The following is a 20962-nucleotide window of genomic DNA, read 5'->3' as shown; positions in this document are numbered from 1 at the left end:
TGCCGAGCCGGGTGAACTCGATTCGCTGCGTACGGTTTTCGTCGCCGGTGAGGCCTTTCCGGCCGAGACCGTGGCCGCCTTCCGCGCGGTCTGCGGTGCCGACCTGCACAATCTGTACGGCCCCACCGAGGCCGCCATTACCGTCACCTACCGCGAGGCGGGCGATGAGCCGCACCCGGTGCCCATGGGTGAGCCGGAGTGGAACACCCAGGTCTATGTCCTGGATTCGCGCCTGCGTCCCGCGCCCATCGGCGTGCCCGGCGAGCTCTACCTGGCCGGTGTGCAGCTGGCGCGCGGCTACCACGGCCGCGTCGATCTCACCTCGGATCGCTTCGTGGCCAACCCGTTCCGCCCCGCCTCCCCGGGCTTGCCCGGTCAGCGCATGTACCGCACCGGCGATCTGGTGCAGTGGACCCGGGATGGCGAACTGGTCTACCTGGGCCGCATCGACTTCCAGATCAAGTTTCGCGGTCAGCGCATCGAGCTCGCCGAGATCGAGACCGCGCTGCTGACCGCGCCCGAGGTGGCCCAGGCCGCGGTGCGGCTGATTGCCGCCGAGACCGGCGACTACCTGGCCGGATATGTGATCCGCACGGCCGGAAGGGATCTCGATCCGGACCGACTACGTGCCTTGCTGATCGGTCTGCTCCCCGGGTACATGGTGCCCACCACGATTGTCGAACTCGCCGAATTCCCGCTCGGCACCAGCGCCAAGCTGGATCGCACCGCCCTGCCCGTTCCGGTGCTGGCCGCCAAGGCCTTCCGGGCCCCGGTCGACGCCACTCAGCGCCTGGTGGCGCGGGTCTTCGGCGAGGTGCTGGGCCTGGACCGGATCGGCCTCGACGACGACTTCTTCGCCCTCGGCGGCAGCTCGCTGTATGCCACTCAGGTGACCGCCCGCGCCGGAGCCGAACTCGGCGTGCGGATTCCGGTCCGCGCCCTGTTCGACGCCGGGACCGTGGCGGGCTTCGCCGCCGCCATCGGCGAACTGGCCGGTGTCACCACCCTGCGCCCCGCACTCGTGCCCCAGCCGCGCACCGATCGCGTGCCGCTATCCTCCGCGCAGCAGCGTCTCTGGTTCCTCAATCGCCTGGAGAACGACCAGGACGGGCCCAGCCTCTACAACCTCCCGCTGGTGCTGCGCCTGAACGGCCGCCTGGATGTGGCCGCGCTGGAGCAGGCCACCCTCGATGTGCTGGCCCGCCACGAATCCCTGCGCACCTACTTCCCGGATACCGAATTCGGTCCGTACCAGCGCATTCTCGATCCGGTCGATGTCGGTTTGAGCCTCACCCCGGTGCCGGTGGAGGCCCACGAGGTGACCACCGCCGTCACCGCCATCGCGGAGGCGAGCTTCGACGTCACCCGGGAACTTCCGTCCCGCATCGCGCTGCTCCTGGTGGATCGCGGCGCGGACGCACCCCTGAACTCCGACGAATACGTGCTCGTGGTGGTCGTGCACCACATCAGCGCGGATGCGCTGTCCATGCCGCCGCTGGTGCGAGACCTGATGCGGGCCTACGACGCTCGCCTCGCGGGCGCGGAACCCGACTGGGCACCGCTGCCCGTGCAATACGCCGATTACAGCCTGTGGCAGCGCGCGCTGCTCGGCTCGGATCTGACGCCTGGTGATCTCGCACATCAGCAACTGGAGTTCTGGCGGGACACCCTCTCCGGACTGCCCGCGCAATTGCCGCTGCCCGTGGATCGGCCGCGTTCCGCGCAGCCGCTGAACACCGCGAGGACAGTCGATTTCGAGGTGGACGCCTTCCTCCTCACTCGTCTGCGGGAACTCGCGCGGCAACAGGGCGCGACCCTTTTCATGACCGTGCACGCCGCCTTCGCCGCCACCTTGGCTCGGCTGACCGGCACCGGCGATATCGCCATCGGCACACCCGTGGGCGGGCGCGGGGAACGTGAACTCGATGACCTCATCGGCATGTTCGTCAATACCCTCACGCTGCGCACGGTTATCGACCCGGCTGCCTCCTTCACCGAGGTGCTCACCCGGGTCCGCGATACCGATCTGGCCGCCTTCGCCAATGCCGATCTGCCGTTCGAACGGCTCGTCGACGACCGAGTCAAGGACCGCTCCACCGGTGCGCATCCGCTGTTCCAGGTCATGCTCAGCTTCGGTGCGGACCGCATCGAAGACACCGAGCTGAGGCTCTCCCGGCTGACCGTGACGCCGATCGAAATCGACGATGCGACAGCCAAATTCGATTTGCAACTGGTGATCACCGAACAGGGTGGCCGCCTCGACGGCAGCCTGCGGTATGCGGCCGAACTCTTCGACGCGAGCACCGCGCAGTCGATCACCGCCCGCTTCGTGCGCCTGCTGCGCGCCGTCGCCGCCGACCCGACCGCCCCGATCGGCGATATCGACCTGCTCGGCGCGGCCGAACGCGGCACCGTCCTCGAACAGTGGAACGACACCGCGCACCCCATGCCCGCCGAGGCCACCCTGGCCGCATTGTTCCGGGCGCAGGCCGAGCGCGCCCCGCGGCTGACCGCCCTCGAGTTCGAGGGAATCACGCTGTCCTACAGCGAATTCGCCGGATGCGTGCACCGGCTGGCCCGCCACCTGGTGACCCTGGGCGTCGGACCGGGCACCCTGGTCGGGCTCGGCATGCGACGGTCACTGGACCTGGTCGTCGGCATGTACGCCGTGATCACGGCCGGTGGCGCGTATCTGCCCCTGGACCCCGATCATCCGCGCGAGCGCACCGAATATGTGCTGGGCACAGCGCATCCGGTGTGCGTACTCACCTCGGGCGAGGACTTCGAGACCGGATCCGTTCCGCAGCTGCGCATCGACCGGGCCGACCTGTCGAGCTACTCCAGCGCACCGCTGAGCGACGCGGAACGCAGTGCACCGCTGCGTGGTTCGGATACCGCGTATGTGATCTTCACTTCCGGTTCGACGGGCCGCCCGAAGGGTGTGGCGGTGCCGCATTCGGCGATTGTCAACCGCCTGGTGTGGATGCAGTCCGAATACATCCTGCGCGCCGACGATGTGGTGTTGCAGAAGACCCCGTCCACCTTCGACGTCTCGGTGTGGGAGTTCTTCTGGCCCTTGCTGGCCGGTGCGCGGCTGGTCGTGGCCAAGCCCGAAGGACACCGCGATCCCGCCTACCTGGCCGAGATCATCGCCAGCGCGGGCGTGACCGTGGCGCACTTCGTGCCGTCGATGCTCGCCGTGTTCGTCGCCGAACCCGCTGCGGCGCAGTGCTCGTCCCTACGCATGGTGTTCGCCTCCGGTGAGGCATTGCCCGCGCCGATCGCACAGCAGCTGCGCGAACTGACCGGTGCTCGCCTACACAATCTGTACGGCCCGACCGAGGCCGCCGTCGACGTGACCTATCACGAGGTCACGGCCGCCGATATCGACGCGGTGCCGATCGGCCGCCCGGTCTTCAATACCCGGCTGTACGTGCTGGATTCGCGTCTGCACCCGGTTGCCGTGGGTATCGCGGGTGAGCTGTATCTGGCGGGCGATCAGCTCGCGACCGGATACCTTGCGCGTCCCGACCTGACCTCGGATCGCTTCATCGCCAACCCGTTCACACCCGGTGCGCGCATGTACCGCACCGGTGACCTGGTGAAGTGGAACGGCGCGGGGGAGCTGGAATACCTGGGCCGCACCGATTTCCAGGTGAAGCTGCGCGGCCTACGCATCGAGCTCGGCGAGATCGAATCCGCGCTCACCGCACTGGATTCCATCGGCCAGGCGGTCGTACTGGTGCGTGACGATCACGGCCTCGGCGGCAATCTCGTCGCCTACCTGGTTGCGGCATCCGGTCGCGAAGTCGTGGTATCCGAGGTGGAATCCGCTCTCGCCCAGACTCTTCCGCCCTATATGGTCCCCGCCGCCTACCTGGTGCTCGGCGAATTCCCGCTGAACGCGTCCGGCAAGCTGGATCGCGGCGCACTGCCCGCTCCCGCGCCTATCCACCGCGAGTTCCAGGCCCCCGGTGATCAGGCCGAAGTCCTGGTGGCCGATACCTTCGCCGCCCTGCTCGGCCTGGACAAGATCGGCGCGGAGGACGACTTCTTCGCCCTCGGCGGCAATTCGCTGATCGCGACCCAGCTGGCCGCCCGCCTGTCCAAGGCGACCGGCGCACCGGTGCCGCTGCGCGCGATCTTCGACGCCTCCACCGTCCGCGCCCTGGCCGCGCGAATCTCGCTGCCGGACATCGATACCACGGTCACCCTGCCGCCCTTGACCGTTCAGGTGCGCGGCGATGCCATTCCGCTGTCCATCGCCCAGCAGCGCATGTGGTTCCTCAACCGTTTCGACGCGCGCGGTGGCGGGTACAACATTCCCTTCGCGCTGCGACTCAATGGCTCGCTGAATGTCGAGGCGCTCGGGATTGCCGTGGCCGATCTCATCGACCGGCACGAAACCCTGCGCACCCTCTACCCGGAGCGCGATGGCGAAGCCACCCAGCTCATCCTGCCCGCCGGAACCCGCCTCGTGGACCTGGTACCGGAGTCGATCACCAGCGCTGACCTGCCGGGGCTCATGGAATCCCTGGCGCGCACCGCATTCGACGTCACCGCCGAGGTGCCGATCCGAGCCCGGCTGCTGCACCTGCGGGACGAACCGAATACGCACATCCTGCTGTTCGTGGTGCACCACATCGCCGCCGACGGATGGTCGCTGGCACCGCTCACCCGTGATCTCGCCAATGCCTATGTGGCCCGGTGCGCGGGGACCGCCCCCAACCCGGCCCCGCTGCCCGTGCAGTACGCCGATTTCGCCCTCTGGCAGCGCGACGCCCTGGGTTCGGCCGACGATCCGGATTCCGCCCTGGCCCGGCAGCTCGGCTATTGGACGGGCCGCCTCGACGGGGCTCCGGACGTGCTCCCCCTGCCGTCGGATCGCCCGCGACCCGCGGTGGCGAGCAACCGGGGCGGAGCTCTGTCCGGAGCTCTGGACGCCGAATTGCATGCCGCCGTACTGGAATTCGCCGCCACCCACCGGGTGACGCCGTTCATGGTCCTGCACACCGCCCTGACGGTTCTACTGTCCCGGCTCTCCGGCGCTCGCGACATCCTCATCGGCACGCCGGTGGCGGGCCGCGGCGACGAGGCTCTGGACGACCTCGTCGGCATGTTCGTCAATACCCTCGTCCTGCGCACCGACGTGCGCCCGGACGCCACGCTGAATGAACTGCTCGGCGAGGTTCGCGATGCCGACCTGTCCGCCTTCGACCATGCGGCCGTCCCCTTCGAAACCCTGGTCGACGCGCTTAACCCGGTGCGCTCGCAAGCACACGCACCGCTGTGCCAGGTGACGCTGACCATGCAGAACCACACCCAGCCGGACATCCGACTGCAGCGCATCGCCATCGAGGCGCTGGAGGTCGAGGTCACCTCCGTGCAATTCGACCTGGACTGGACGCTGTGGGAGAACACCGATGCCGCGGGCGAGCCGACCGGTATCGATGTGCGCCTGAACTATGCGCGGGATCTGTTCGACGAGGCCACGATCGCGGAATTCCTGGCCGGTTACGCCCGCGTGCTGCGCGCCATGATCGCCGATCCGCGGGTGACCGCCGGTGAGGTGGAGATCATGTCGATGGCCGAGCGCGGCCTGCTGCTGTCCGATCGCAATGCCACCACCCGGGCGCTGCCCCGCGAAACGCTCGCGGATCTGCTGGGTGCTCGCACGGCCGCGAATCCGGAAACGGTCGCGCTGATCCTGGACGGCGAAACGCTCACCTACGCCGGACTCGCCGATCGCGCCAATCGCCTTGCACGCTGGCTGATCTCGCAGGGCATCGCCCCCGATGCCATTGTCGGCGTCACCGCCCAGCGGTCCTTCGACATGGTCGCCGCGCTGTTCGCCATTGCGCACGCGGGCGCGGCCTACGTGCCGGTCGACCCCGCGCATCCGGCCGACCGCATCGCGCACGTGCTGGAGGCTTCCGGCACCTCGCTGGTGCTCTCGGTCGGTGGCGCGACCCTGCCGGAACTCGACGGTGTGCGGGTGGTCGACGTGACCGCCCTGGATCTCACCGGGTTCTCCGCCGCCCCGCTAGCCGATGCCGATCGGCTCGGTGCGCTGCGCCCGGACAATCTCGCGTACGTGCTGTTCACGTCCGGTTCCACCGGTCTGCCCAAGGGCGTGGCCACCAGCCACCGGGCCATCATGAACCAGCTGCGCTGGTTGCAGGACCGCTACGGCGTCACCGCCGACGACCGCATCATGCAGCGGGCCCCGCTCACCTTCGACGTCTCGGTGTGGGAATGCTTCCTGCCCGCCCTGGCCGGTGCGCCCCTGGTGATTCCGCGCCCCGGCGGGCACCAGGACCTCGACTACCTGGCCGGGCTCATGCGTGAGCACGGCATCACCATTGCCGAGCATGTGCCGTCGGTGCTGGCCGCGCTCCTTGCCGAGGGGCACGGGGACGCACTGCGTTCCTTCCGACACCTGCACACCGGCGGCGAGGCGCTGCCCGCCGAACTGCTCGGCCAGCTGCGCGCGCAGGTCGGCGGGTCGGTGCACAATGCGTACGGCCCCACCGAGGCCGCGATTTCGACCATCTACCACGAGTTCTCCGATTCCGATCCCGAGCATGAGGTCGCCATCGGCCGACCGAACTGGAATACCCGCGCGTATGTGCTCGATGCCCGGCTGCGGCCGGTGTCGATCGGTGTGACCGGCGAGCTGTACCTGGCGGGAACCCAGCTGGCGCGGGGCTATCAGGGCCGGGGCGCGCTCAGCGCCGAACGCTTCGTCGCCGATCCGTTCGGTGTGCCGGGCACCCGCATGTACCGGTCCGGCGATCTGGTGCGCTGGAACCGCGCCGGTGACCTGGTTTATCTGGGGCGCAATGACTTCCAGGTGAAGCTGCGCGGTCAGCGCATCGAACTCGGCGAGATCGAGGCGGCGCTGCTGTCGGCCGAGGGCGTCGCGAATGCGGCCGTGCTGCTGGCCCGGGATACGGCCGGGACCGAGTGCCTGGTCGGGTATGTCTCCGGCGCAGGGCTTTCCGCGGACGAGGTGCTGGCGCAGGCGCGCACCGCACTGCCCGCGTACATGGTGCCCGCGCATCTGGTGGTCCTCGACGAAATGCCGCTCACCACGGTCGGCAAGCTCGATCGCAAGGCCCTGCCCGCTGTCGAATTCGCTGCCGCCACAACCGCTTTCCGTGCTCCGAAGGAGGGCGCGGAATCGGTCCTGGCCACTCTCATCGGCGATCTGCTGGGCGGCGTCACCATCGGTGCGGACGATGACTTCTTCGTGCGCGGCGGCAATTCGCTGCTCGCCATGCGCCTGGTCGCCCGCGCCAATGCCGCCCTCGGGTGCGAACTGAATGTGCGCGAGATCTTCGAGGCCCCTACCGTCGCCGAACTTGCCGCTCGCGTGAGCCGGGAAGCGCAGCGGGGGCTGCCGCTCGCGCCTCTGCCGCGTCCGGACCGAATCCCGCTGTCCCTGGCACAGACCCGCATGTGGCTGCTCAACCGGCTGGAGCCGGAGTCCGCGGTCTACAACATCCCCGCCGCTATCCGCCTCCGCTCCGTCGACCCGCGCTTGGGCGATCTCAACGTATCCGCCCTGCAAGCCGCGCTCGCGGACGTGCTCGGCAGGCATGAGGCATTGCGGACCGTATTCCCCGAGGACGCGGACGGACCCATGCAGGTCGTGCTCCCCGTAGCGGATGCGGCGCTGCCCGAACTGACCCCGATCGAGACCGATGATCCGGTCGCGGCCGTCGCCGCAGTGGCCGGACGCGGTTTCGATCTGCGCACCGAACTACCCATTCGCGCAGCCCTTTTCCGGAATGCGGCCGAACCGGGCGAACACGTGCTCGTGGTCGTTACCCATCACATCGCGGCGGACGGCGTCTCGACCGTGCCGCTGGCCCGCGACCTGGTGGTCGCCTACGCGGCCCGTACGGAAGGCGCTGCGCCGCAGTGGCAGCCGCTGCCCGTGCAGTACCCCGACTTCACGCTGTGGCAGCGTGAGGTCCTCGGCAGTGCCGACGATCCGGAATCGGTGCTGGCGGGTCAGATCGCGCACTGGCGTACCGAACTCGCCGGGCTGGCCCCGGTGCTGGAGCTGCCCGCCGATCGGCCCCGCCCGGCGGTGGCCTCCGGTCGCGGTGCGGCCGAGCTGTTCGAGATCTCCGCCGACACCACCGCGCAAGTCACGGAACTGGCTCGGCGGCACGGTGTTTCCACCTTCATGGTGGTGCACGCCGCCTATGCGGCCGTGCTGGCCCGGCTCGCGGGCACCGAGGATATTGCCATCGGCACACCCATTGCCGGTCGCTCCGAACAGGCCCTGGACGATCTGGTCGGCATGTTCGTCAATACCCTCGTGCTGCGCACCCCGGTGCACGGCGAGGACACCTTCGCCACGCTGCTCGGCACCGTTCGCGAGACGGATGTGCGGGCCTTCGCCCACGCCGACCTGCCGTTCGAGCGACTGGTCGAGGAGCTGAACCCGGTTCGCTCGCAGGCGCATTCGCCGCTCGTGCAGGCGTTGCTCACCTTCGAGCACCGCGATGACACCGTGCTGTCGCTGCCCGGGCTGGAGGTGTCGGCGTATCCGCTGGACAACACCACCGCGCAATTCGACCTGTCGCTGGCATTCACCGAGACCGCCGACGCGTCGGGCCGCACCGTCCTGCACGGTGTGCTGCGCTACGCCACCGACCTGTTCGACGCGGGGACCGTGGCCGGTTTCGCCGCCCGATTCGAACGAGTGCTCGCCGCCGCCATCGCCGAACCCGCTGTGCGCGTGGGTGATATAGACCTGCTCGACTCCTGGGAGCGCACCCTGGTGCTGGAGGAGTGGAACGACACCGACGCCGACCTGTGGCTGGACGGCGGTGTGCCGAACCTGGTTTCGCTGTTCGAAGCGCAGGCCATTCGCTCCGCCCGTGCGACCGCCGTCAGCTTCGAGGGCACGGATCTGTCCTATGAGGAGTTCTTCGGGCGGGTGAATCGACTGGCCCGCCACCTCATCGCACACGGTGTGGGTCCGGATTCCCGTGTCGCCCTGGGTATGCGGCGCTCCATCGACCTGGTGGTCGGCATGTACGCGGTGCTCACCGCCGGTGGTGCGTATGTGCCCCTGGATCCGGATCAGCCTGCCGACCGCATCGAATACATTCTCGCCACGGCGGATCCGGTGGCGGTGCTGACCTCCGGCTTCGATCTGGCACTCGATACCGCGCAGGTGCGCATCGATCTTCTCGAGTACGCGAGCTACTCCCCGGAACCGCTCACCGACGCGGACCGGCGCGGGCCGATCCGCGGCGGGAACACCGCCTACGTCATCTTCACCTCCGGTTCGACCGGCCGTCCCAAGGGTGTGGCCGTGAGCCACGGGGCAATCGTGAACCGCCTGGTGTGGATGCAATCCGAGTACGCGCTCACCGCGTCGGATGTGGTGTTGCAGAAGACCCCGGCCACCTTCGACGTCTCGGTGTGGGAGTTCTTCTGGCCCTTGCTGATCGGTGCGCGGCTGGTGGTCGCCAAGCCGGAGGGGCATCGCGATCCGGCGTATCTCGCGCGGACCATTGTGGCGCAGGGCGTCACCACGGCGCACTTCGTGCCGTCCATGCTCTCGGTGTTCGTCGCCGAGCCCGGGACCGCCGAATGCTTGTCGCTGCGGCAGGTTTTCGCCTCCGGTGAGGTGCTGCCGGGCGGGGTCGCACAGCAGCTGCGCCGACTGACCGGGGCGCGAGTGCACAATCTGTACGGCCCCACCGAGGCCGCGGTCGACGTCACCTTCCATGAGGTGACCGATGCCGACACCCTGTCCGTGCCGATCGGCCGCCCGGTGTGGAATACCCGGGTGTACGTGCTGGATTCGCGGCTGCACCCGGTCGCACCGGGCGTCGCGGGTGAGCTGTACCTCGCGGGTGAACAGCTGGCGCGCGGCTACCTCGGCCGCCCCGATTTGTCCTCGGATCGCTTCATCGCCAACCCGTTCACTCCCGGCGAGCGCATGTACCGCACCGGCGACCTGGTGAAGTGGAACGGGGGCGGCGAGCGCTCCGCCTCCCCGCGCTTGGAGTACCTGGGCCGCACCGACTTCCAGGTGAAGCTGCGCGGTCTGCGCATCGAACTCGGCGAGATCGAAACCGCGCTCACCGCCTCGGCCGCCATCGACCAGGCCGTGGTCGTCGCGCGCGGCCACGAGCAGCTGGGTGATCAGCTGGTCGCGTACGTCGTCTCGGCCACACCGCTGGATGTCGACGCCGTGCGCGCGGAGCTGGCGGCCACGCTGCCGTCGTACATGGTGCCCGCCGCCTTCGTCACGCTGGATGAGTTCCCGCTCAATGCCTCGGGCAAGCTGGATCGAAAGGCACTGCCGGAACCGGAGTTCACCGCCACCGCCTACCGCGGTCCCGCCACCGACGCGGAGCGCACGGTCGCCGGGATCGTGGCCGACCTGCTCGGACGGGACCGGATCGGCGCGGATGACGACTTCTTCGCCCTGGGCGGCAATTCGCTGACCGGCACCCGCCTGGTGGCCCGGTTGGCCGCCGCACTGGATGCCGATATTCCCGTGCGACTGCTGTTCGAGGCCCCGACCGTCGCGGGCTTGGTGGCCCGCATCGCCGGACTCGCGGGCACCGTGGAGCGACCCGCCCTGAGCCCTCGCCCGCGCCCTGAGCCGCTGCCGTTGTCCCCGGCACAGCAGCGCATGTGGTTCCTCAACCGCTTCGACCCGCAGGAGACGGTCAACAACATCCCGATCGCCCTCCGGCTCAGCGGCGATCTGAATACCCGCGCGCTGATGGCCGCCCTGCTGGATGTGATCAACCGGCACGAAACCCTGCGCACGCTCTACCCCGAGACCGCAGGCAATGGATACCAGCGCATCCTGCCGCCCGACACCATGCCCGCCATCACCCGCTTGGACGGCGGGGATCTGCCCGCCGCCCTGGCCGCGTTCATCGGCATGCCCTTCGATGTCACCACCGAAGTGCCGCTGCGTATCGGCATGGCCACTGTGGGGGATCACGCGGAGCATGTGCTCGCCCTGGTGGTGCATCACATTGCCGCCGACGGTTTCTCGCTCGCCCCGCTGGCCCGCGATATCGCGCTCGCCTATGCCGCCCGGGTGAACGGCTCGGCACCGCAATGGAATCCGCTCACCGTGCAGTACGGCGACTACGCCCTCTGGCAGCGGGAACTGCTGGGCCGCGAGGATGACCCGAAATCCCTTGCCGCGCGGCAGTTGAACTACTGGCGGGAAGCGCTGAGCGGTCTGCCCGCACAGCTGGACCTGCCTTCCGACCGCCCGCGCCCGGCAGTGGCCTCGCATCGCGCGGCGGCCATCACGCTGCCGTTCGACGCCGCCCTGCGCGACGATATCGCCGCCCTGGCCGCCCGCCATGACGCCACCCCGTTCATGGTCGTGCATGCCGCCCTGTCGGTGCTGCTGGCCCGGCTGTCCGGGACCGGCGATATCGCCATCGGCGCGCCCATCGCGGGCCGCGGTGATGCCGCGCTGGACGACCTGGTCGGCATGTTCGTCAATACCTTGGTGCTGCGTGCCCGGATCGACCCGGCCGCCTCGTTCGCGAATGTGCTTGCGCAGGTGCGGGAGACCGATCTGGATGCCTTCGCCCGCGCGGACGTCCCGTTCGAGCGACTGGTCGAGGTGCTCGACCCGCCGCGTTCGGAGGCCCGGCATCCGCTGTTCCAGGTGGCGCTGTTCTTCCAGAACCTGGATCCGATCAACCTCGCACTGCCCGGCGTGACCGTGCGCGAATGCGAATTCGACTACCAGACCAGCCGATTCGATCTCCAGGTCACGGTCACCGGGGACACCATTGGGTTCACCTATGCGACCGATCTGTTCGACGCGGCCACGGTGGACACGCTGGGCCGCCGGTTCCTGAAGCTCCTGGCGGTGGCCACCGATGATCCGCACGGGATCGTCGGTGATATCGACCTGTTCGACGCGGGGGAGTACGACCGAGTCCTGGTGGCGTGGAACCACGCCGCCCATCCGATTGGTGACGGCCGTCTGCTGCTGGACGAGTTCCGCGCACAAGCCGCCGCCACCCCCGATCGCCCGGCGCTGCGGTACGCACCCGACGGTGACGGCCGGGCGGTCATGCTCACCTATGGCGAGCTGAGTGATCGTGTCAACCGCCTGGCCCGCTACCTCGTCTCGGCGGGAGTCGGCCCGGAATCGCCGGTGGCCCTGTCGATCCGGCGTTCTCTGGACCTTGTCGTCGCCATCTACGCGGTGCTCGAGGCCGGTGGCGCGTATGTGCCGATCGACCCCGATCACCCGGTGCAGCGCATCAGTCACATTCTCGATACCGCCCAGCCCGCGGCGCTGCTCACTACCGCCGCCGATCGTGCGGAGTGGGGTTATCGGGGCCTGATCGTAGAGGTCGATACGCTCGATCTGCACGATTACTCCGGTGCGCCGGTTGCGGCCGGGGAGCGCGCGGCGGCGTTGTCGCCGCAGCATCCCGCCTACGTCATCTTCACCTCCGGCTCCACTGGAAAGCCGAAGGGCGTCAGCGTCTCCCACGCCGCCATCGTCAATCAGATGGACTGGATGCAGCACGAATACCGGCTCACCGAGGCCGACGTGTATCTCCAGAAGACCGCCACCACGTTCGACGTATCGCTGTGGGGCTGGTTCATGCCGCTACGGGTGGGCGCGACCATGGTCGTCGCCACCCCGGACGGCCACCGTGATCCGGCCTACCTCGCTCAGTCAATCGCCGAGTTCGGTGTCACTGTCACCGATTTCGTGCCGTCGATGCTGAGTGTGTTTGCCGGGCAGTCCGATCCGGACCGTCTGCGTCCGGCACTGGCCTCGCTTTGTCAGGTGTTCGTCATCGGTGAGGCGCTGCCGTCGGAGACCGTGCGGGCGTTCGGCGCGGTGAGTGATGCCCGCCTGCACAACCTGTACGGTCCCACCGAAGCGGCGGTGTCCATCACCTACCGGGATGTCACCGGCGAGGTCGACCGCACCGTCATGCCGATCGGCCGCCCCGAGTGGAACAGCCGTGTCTACGTGCTGGATTCGCGTCTGCGTCCGACCCTGCCCGGTGTGGCGGGTGAGCTGTATCTCGCGGGCGATCAGCTGGCGCGGGGCTACCACGGTCGCCCCGACATCACCGCGGATCGCTTCGTGGCCGACCCGTTCGGCGGACCGGGCGCACGCATGTACCGCACCGGGGACCTGGTCCGCTGGGACGACAGCGGCGCTCAGGCCGAACTGGTGTATCTGGGCCGCACCGACTTCCAGGTGAAGTTCCGCGGTCAGCGCATCGAGCTCGGTGAGATCGAAGCCGTGCTGGCGTCGGTGCCGGGTGTCTCGCAGGCCGCGGCGCACGTGGTGACGGCCGCGACCGGCGATCATCTGGTCGGCTACCTGACCCCGCTGCCGGGCGTGACCATTGCCGAGGATCGGGTGCGCGCGGCGGCTGCCGCCGCACTGCCGTCCTACATGGTCCCGTCGGCCTTCCTGATCCTGGACGCGTTCCCGCTCAACTCCTCCGGCAAGCTGGATCGAAAAGCCCTCCCGGACCCGGTCTTCGAACGCACGGCTTATCGTGCTCCGCGCACCGCGACCGAACATGCCGTCGCCGACGCCTTCGCCGCCGTGCTGGGCCTGGATCATTCCGACTCCCCGCACCCGGTCGGCCTCGACGACGACTTCTTCGAGCTCGGCGGCAATTCGCTCATCGCCACCCGGGTCCTGGCCCGGCTCAGCGAGCGGCTCGGTCGTCGCATCCCGGTGCGCACCGTCTTCGAGACCGCGGTGGTGCACGCCCTGGCCACCCGTCTCGATGCCGAGCATCCGGGTTCCGCGCTGCCCGCTCTCGCGGCGGGTGAACGGTCGCACCCGATTCCGCTGTCCCCGGTGCAGCAGCCCATGTGGCTGGTGAACCGGCTCGACCCGGAATCCCCGGCGTACAACCTGCCCGCCGCCGTCCGCATTCTGGGTGAGCTCGACCATGCCGCGATGCGGGCCGCCTTCACCGATCTGGTCCGCCGCCACGAGGCGCTGCGCACGGTGTATCCGCTGGATGCCGATGGCGACGCCCACCAGGTGATCCTGCCGCCGCATACCGCCATGCAACTGGAGATCGAAGCGGTGCAGGGGAATCCGGCCGAGCGGATCGCCGAGATCATGTCCGCCGGTTTCGATGTCACCGACGAGGTGCCCATGCGCGCCGTGCTGCTGCGCGAATCCGGCACCAGCCATGTGCTGGTGGTGGTGCTGCATCACATTGCCGGTGACCTGTCCTCCATGGATCCGCTGCTGCGCGATCTCATTGCCGCGTACCTGGCCCGTCGTGCCGGGGCCGCGCCGGAGTGGACGCCGCTCGCGGTGCAGTACGCCGACTACGCGCTGTGGCAGCACCGCGTCATGGGCATGGTTGCGGCGGAGGAGCTTTCGTACTGGCGCGACACTCTCGCCGGGCTGCCCGACGAGCTGCCGCTGCCGACCGACCGTCCCCGCCCGGCCGTCTCCTCGCGCCGGGGGGCGGTGGTGCGCAGTCGCATAGGCGGCGGCATAGGTGCGGGCATGCAGGCCCTCGCCAGACGGCACAATGTCACTCCGTTCATGGCGTGGCACGCTGCGCTGTCCGTGCTGCTGGCCCACATGTCGGGGACCGAGGACATTGCCATCGGCACCCCGGTCGCCGGGCGTGGAGCCGCCGCGCTCGACGACCTGGTCGGCATGTTCGTCAATACCCTGGCCCTGCGCACCCGGCCGTCCCTCGACCGCACCTTCGCCGAACTTCTCGGTGAGACAAGGGAAGTGGACCTGGCGGCGTTCGCGCACGCCACGGTGCCCTTCGAACAGGTGGTGAACGAGCTCGGCATCGTGCCGACGCAGACCCGGCATCCGGTGTTCACGGTGACGCTCAGCTACCTGAACCTGGGCCACCGGACGCACGCGGTGCCCGGATTGGTGCTGGACACCGTCGATTTCGATGAGACCTCCGCGAAATTCGATCTCACCTTCACCATCGGCGAGGAGCTCGACGCCGACGGGCATATCGCCGTCGAAATCACCTATGCCACCGACCTGTACGACGAATCGACCATTACCGAGCTCATGCGCCGCTTCGGCCGGGTGCTCGGCGCGGTCACCGTCGACCCGGACATTCGTCTCGGCGATATCGAATTGCTCGCGCCCGCCGAGCGTTCCGCGCTGCTGACCCGCCGCGGCCCGAAGGCCGTCGAGCCGCGCACCCTTGCCGAAACGATGGCGGCCGCTGCGGCCCTGAATCCGGATGCCACCGCACTCGTCTACCGGGGTCACCACGTCAGCTACGGCGAACTCGACGAGCGGTCGACACGATTGGCGCGCCTGCTCATCGGCCGCGGTCTCGGCACCGAGGATTTCGTCGCGGTCGCGATTCCGCGTTCCCTCGACTCCATGGTGGCGCTGTGGGCGGTTGCCAAGACCGGAGCGGCCTTCCTGCCGGTGGACCCCACCTACCCGGCCGACCGCATCGCCTACATGCTCGCCGACTCCGGGGCGGCCGTCGGCCTCACCGTCGCGGCGGTCGCGGATCGGCTTCCGGCACAAGCCGAGTGGCTGGTGCTGGACGCGCCCGAGACCATCGGACGCCTGCGTGAACTCGGCGGTAGGCCGATCGCCGCCACCGAGCCCGTGCGTCCGATCCGAATCGGCAACTCGGCGTGGATGATGTACACCTCCGGCTCCACCGGACGCCCCAAGGGCGTCGTGGTGACCCATGCCGGAATCAGCGGGGTCGCGGCCGTGCACGAACAGCGCTGCCTGACCACGGCCGAAAGCCGGGTGTTGCACCGGGCCTCGCCCAGCTTCGACGCCTCGCTCATGGAACTGCTCATGGCGCTTCCGGTCGGTGCGGCGCTGATCATCGCGCCCGCCGAGGTGTTCGGCGGCGCGGAGATGAGCGAGCTCATCGAAACCCACCGGGTCAGCCACGCGCTCATCACCCCGTCGGTGCTGCAAACCCTCGACCAGGACAAGCTGCGCGGACTGCGCTACCTGTCGGTCGGCGGCGAGGGCTTCGGCCCGGACCTGGTGGAGCGCTGGGGTGGCGTGCGGGAGCTGTACAACTCCTACGGTCCTACCGAAGTCACCATCACCACGCATATGAGCACGCCGCTGCGCCCCGGCGACGGGGTCGTCCTGGGCGGGCTGGTGCCCGGACTGTCGGCCGTGGTGCTGGACGCGCGACTGCGGCCGGTGCCGGACGGGGTGGTCGGCGAAATGTATTTGCGCGGAGCGGGATTGGCGCGCGGCTACCATGGCCGCGCGGGCATCACCGCGGATCGATTCATCGCCGATCCGTATGGCGAACCCGGCGGACGCCTCTACCGCACCGGTGATCTGGTGCGTTGGACCGACCGCACGGACGGCGAACCGGTTCTGGAATTCCTGGGCCGCACCGACGATCAGGTCAAACTGCGCGGCCTGCGCATCGAACTCGGTGAGATCGACGCCGTGCTCGCCGCGCACGAATCCGTCGACTTCGCCATCACACTCGGCCACACCGCACCCTCCGGCGATGTGTCGCTGGTGTCGTACGTGGTGCCCGCCGCCGGGCACGCCATCGACGTCGAGGAGCTGCGCGCACACGCGGGCCGCTCGCTCATCGCGTACATGGTGCCCGCCGTCATCATGGTGATCGACGCGGTACCGCTCACTCCCACCGCCAAGTTCGATCGAAAAGCGCTGCCGGAACCGGTATTCCGGGTCGCGGAGTTCCGCGCTCCGGTGACAGCCGCCGAGCGTTCCGTGGCCGCCGTGGCCGCCGAAACCCTGGGTCTGCCGGTCGGGCAGGTCGGCTTGGACGATGACTTTTTCGGACTCGGTGGCAACTCGCTGAGTGCGGCGAAACTGTCGGCCCGGCTGTCGGCCAGGCTGGGCGTGCAGGTGGCCATGCGGACGGTGTTCGAGCACCCGACCATTGCGTCCCTCGCCGCCGCGGTCGACTCCGGCACAGCTGTGTCCGGTCCGATCCTGGTGCGGCGCACCGAGACCGGTCCCGCCCCGCTGTCCCCGGCGCAGCAGCGCATGTGGTTCCTCAACCGCTTCGACGGCGAGTCGGCGGCCTACAATATTCCGCTGGCCATCCGGCTGTCCGGTGCCCTCGATATCGACGCGCTCAATGCCGCCATCGCCGATGTGGTGGACCGGCACGAGGTACTGCGCACGGTGTATCCGCTCACCGAAACCGGTCCCGTGCAGGTGATCCTGCCCGCCGGTGAGCATGCGCCGCACCTGACACCGCTCCCGATCGCGGACGGTGAATTGCCTTCGGCCGTCAATGATTTCATCGCGGACGGGTTCGACGTCACCGATGTCGTGCCCCTACGCGCCCGCCTATTCCGGATGCTCGGCGAGACCGAGGAATACGTCTTGGTCGTGGTGGTCCACCACATTGCCGCCGACGGCTCCTCCGTGGCACCGCTCGCCCGCGACATGATGACCGCCTACGCGGCCCGTCGCGGCGGCACGATGCCCGCGTGGTCGCCGTTGCCGGTGCAGTACTCGGATTACGCTGTGTGGCAAAGGGAACGGCTCGGCTCGGAATCCGATCCGCGGTCCCTCGCGGCCACCCAGCTGCGGTACTGGGTCGACGCACTGGCCGGGTTGCCGGATCAGCTGACCCTGCCCGCCGACCGGCCGCGCCCCGCCGTCGTCTCCACCGCAGGCCGTGAGATTCGCTTCACCGTCGAAGCCGATCTGCACGCGCGCCTCGCCGAACTCGGCCGCGACAGCGGTGCCACCCTGTTCATGGTGGTGCACGCCGCCTTCGCCGTGCTGCTGGCCCGACTGTCCGGCAGCGCCGATATCGCGGTCGGCACCCCGATCGCCGGACGCGGTGAGGACGCGCTGGACGACCTGGTCGGCATGTTCGTCAATACCGTGGTGCTGCGCACCGAGATCGATCCGGGCGCGGACTTCGGCACCCTGCTGCGGCGGGTGCGGACCGGAGACCTGGCCGCCTTCTCACACGCGGACGTGCCGTTCGAACGCCTCGTCGAGGTGCTCAACCCGGCCCGCTCGACCGCCCGGCATCCGCTGTTCCAGGTCGGCTTCTCGTTCAACAACCTCACCGAGGAAGAGTTCGCCCTCGACGGGCTCCGGGTTGGCGCGGGCGACTACGAGACCGGCGTCTCGCAATTCGACCTGCACCTGGTCGTCGAGGATCGCTATCGGGACGACGGCGAACCCGCCGGACTTGCGGTCACCCTCACCTACGCCATCGCCCTGTTCGACGAGGCGACCGTGGCCGGATTCGCGGCACGATTCCAGCGACTCCTGGAAGCCGTGGTGGCCTCGCCCGCGACGGCGGTGGGCGAGCTGGCCATGCTCGCGCCGGAGGAGCGGGTCCGGATTCTGGAGAGCTGGAACGACACTCGCCGCGCCGTGGATACCGCGGCCACACTGGTGTCGCTGTTCGAAAGGACGGTGGCCCGCACGCCGCACGCCCTTGCCCTCGTGGCCGACCGCTCCGCCGCGCCCGGCGACCGGGTCGAGCTGACCTACGCCGAGCTGTCCGCACGGGTGAATCGCCTGGCGCGGCACCTGATCTCGATCGGTGTCGGCCCGGAACAGCGCGTGGCCCTGGCCATTCGGCGGTCCGTGGATCTGGTGGTCGCCATGTACGCCGTCTCGGTCGCCGGTGGCGCTTACGTGCCGATCGATCCCGATCAGCCCGCCGACCGGACCGGCTACATCCTCGAGACGGCCGGGCCGGTGTGCGTGCTCACGAACTCCGACACCGGATTCACCGAGGCGGCATCGATCGTGTCGATGGACGATCCGGCGATCGGTGCGCAGTCCGCTGAGACCGTCACCGATGCGGAACGCACAGCGCCGCTGCGTCCTTCGAACTCGGCCTATGTGATCTTCACGTCCGGTTCGACGGGTCGCCCCAAGGGCGTGGTGCTGCCACACGCCGCCGTGGTGAACCAATTGCAGTGGAAGACCTCCGAATTCGGCCTGAACGCGACCGACGCGGTGCTGCTCAAGACGGCCGCCACCTTCGACCTCTCGGTCTGGGAGTTCTGGTCCGCCGCCGTCTCCGGTGGCCGCCTGGTCATCGCCGCGGCCGAGGGGCATCGCGATCCGGCGTACCTGAACGAGCTCATGACGCGCGAGCAGGTGACCACTCTGCATGTGGTGCCGTCCATGTTGGACGGCCTGCTGACCGACACCACCGCCGCGCGACCTTTGGGCTCCCTGCGGCGAGTGCTGGCGATCGGTGAGGCGCTGCCGGGTGTGCTGGCCCGGCGATTCCGCACCGCGTACCCGGACACCGAGCTGTTCAACCTGTACGGCCCCACCGAGGCGGCGGTGTCCATCACCAGCCATCGGGTCACCGCGGCCGATCAGGTGTCGGTGCCGATCGGCGCTCCGGAATGGAACAGCCGGGTGTACGTGCTGGACGGGCGTTTGCAGCCGGTGCCGGTCGGCGTGCCGGGCGAGCTCTACCTCGCCGGTGCGCAGCTGGCCCGGGGCTACTTCGGCCGGGCCGACCTGAGCGCGGACCGGTTCGTGGCCGATCCGTTCGCACCGGGCGAGCGCATGTACCGCACCGGCGATCTGGTGGCCTGGAATGCCGACGGGGAACTGGAGTATCGGGGCCGCACCGACTTCCAGGTGAAGATCCGCGGCTTCCGGATCGAGCTCGGCGAGATCGAGGCGGCGCTGCTGGCCCTGCCGGAGATCGCCCGGGTCGCGGTGCTGGCCAAGGCCGATCGACACGGTGACCGGCTGGTCGCCTACCTGGTTCCCGCGGACGGGTCCGAGCTCGAGGTGGCGCGCATCGAATCGGCCCTGACCACGACCCTGCCGTCGTACATGGTGCCCGCGGCCTTCGTGGTGCTCGATGCGGTGCCGCTGAACGCGAACGGCAAGCTGGATCGCACGGCGCTGCCGGAACCGGCCTTCGCACCTCGCGAATTCCGCGCTCCCGACACCGAAACCCAGGCAGCGGTCTGCGCGGTCTTCGCCGATGTCCTCGGCGTCGAGCGAGTCGGGCTGGACGACAACTTCTTCGAGCTCGGCGGCAACTCGCTGCTGGCCGTGCGATTGGCGGACCACCTGGGTTCGGCACTGGGGGAGCGGGTTCCGGTGCTCGCGGTCTTCACCGCGCCCACGCCCGCCGGTATGGCGGCGCGCTCGGGCGGCTGGGACGGTGCGGGCGCGGAGGGCGCGTTCGACGTGCTGATTCCACTGCGGGCCACGGGTTCCGGAGCTCCGCTGTTCTGCATCCACCCGGTGGGCGGCATCTCCTGGTCGTTCGCCGGTCTGGCCGCCTTCCTGGATGAGGATCGGCCGATCTACGGTTTGCAGTCACCGGTCCTGAGTTCTATTGGGCCGCTGCCGGATTCCATCGAGGACTGGGCTTCCCGCTATGTCCGCGAGATCCGGACCGTGCAGCCGGAGGGCCCGTACCACCTGCTGGGCTGGTCGCTGGGCGGCGTGCTCGCGCATGCCGTGGCGGTGCAGTTGCAGGATCAGGGTCAGCGGGTCGTCACTCTGGCCATGCTGGACAGCTCGCTGGAGGTTGCGGCCGAAGAGGGCATGACGCTCCCGATCGCCGACCTGCTCGGTGGATTGCTCGGCGACCGCACCGATCTCGGCGAATTCGCGACGGAACCCGATGTGCTCGTGGAACAGCTTGCCGCACTGGGTGAACCGTTCGCCTCGCTGGGCGCGGACCGGCTGACCCGGATGGTCGACAGCGGCGTGTCATCCATGGCACTCATCGGCGCGTACCGGCCCCGCCGGTTCAAGGGCGACCTGCTGTATTTCCCTGCCGCCCTGGATGATCCGAGTGGCACGGTCGGCGTGGCCACCTGGTCCGATGCCATCGAGGGCGTGGTGCACAGCCACGCCGTACAGGCCACCCACTGGCGAATGACCGCTCCCGAGGCGCTCGCGCATATCGCGCGCGTCCTCAATGCGGTGCGCCGCCAGGCAGGCTCGCGGTAA

The 20962-nt window shown here is 69.0% G+C and carries 1 protein-coding gene (only partly in view); it reads left to right on the top strand.

All coding sequences use genetic code 11. The features are described from left to right. On the top strand, positions 1–20962 hold the 3' portion of the coding sequence (locus AB0N05_RS03500; RefSeq protein WP_364687037.1) for a non-ribosomal peptide synthase/polyketide synthase. The gene continues 4592 nt to the left of window position 1, outside the view; the window shows 20962 of its 25554 coding nt (coding positions 4593–25554); the start codon falls outside the window, past its left edge; it ends in the stop codon at positions 20960–20962.

The sequence above is a fragment of the Nocardia sp. NPDC051030 genome (assembly GCF_040683015.1).
Lineage (GTDB): Bacteria > Actinomycetota > Actinomycetes > Mycobacteriales > Mycobacteriaceae > Nocardia.
Note: the sequence above shows the minus strand (reverse complement) of the source record. Positions and strands in the feature narration are given on the sequence as shown.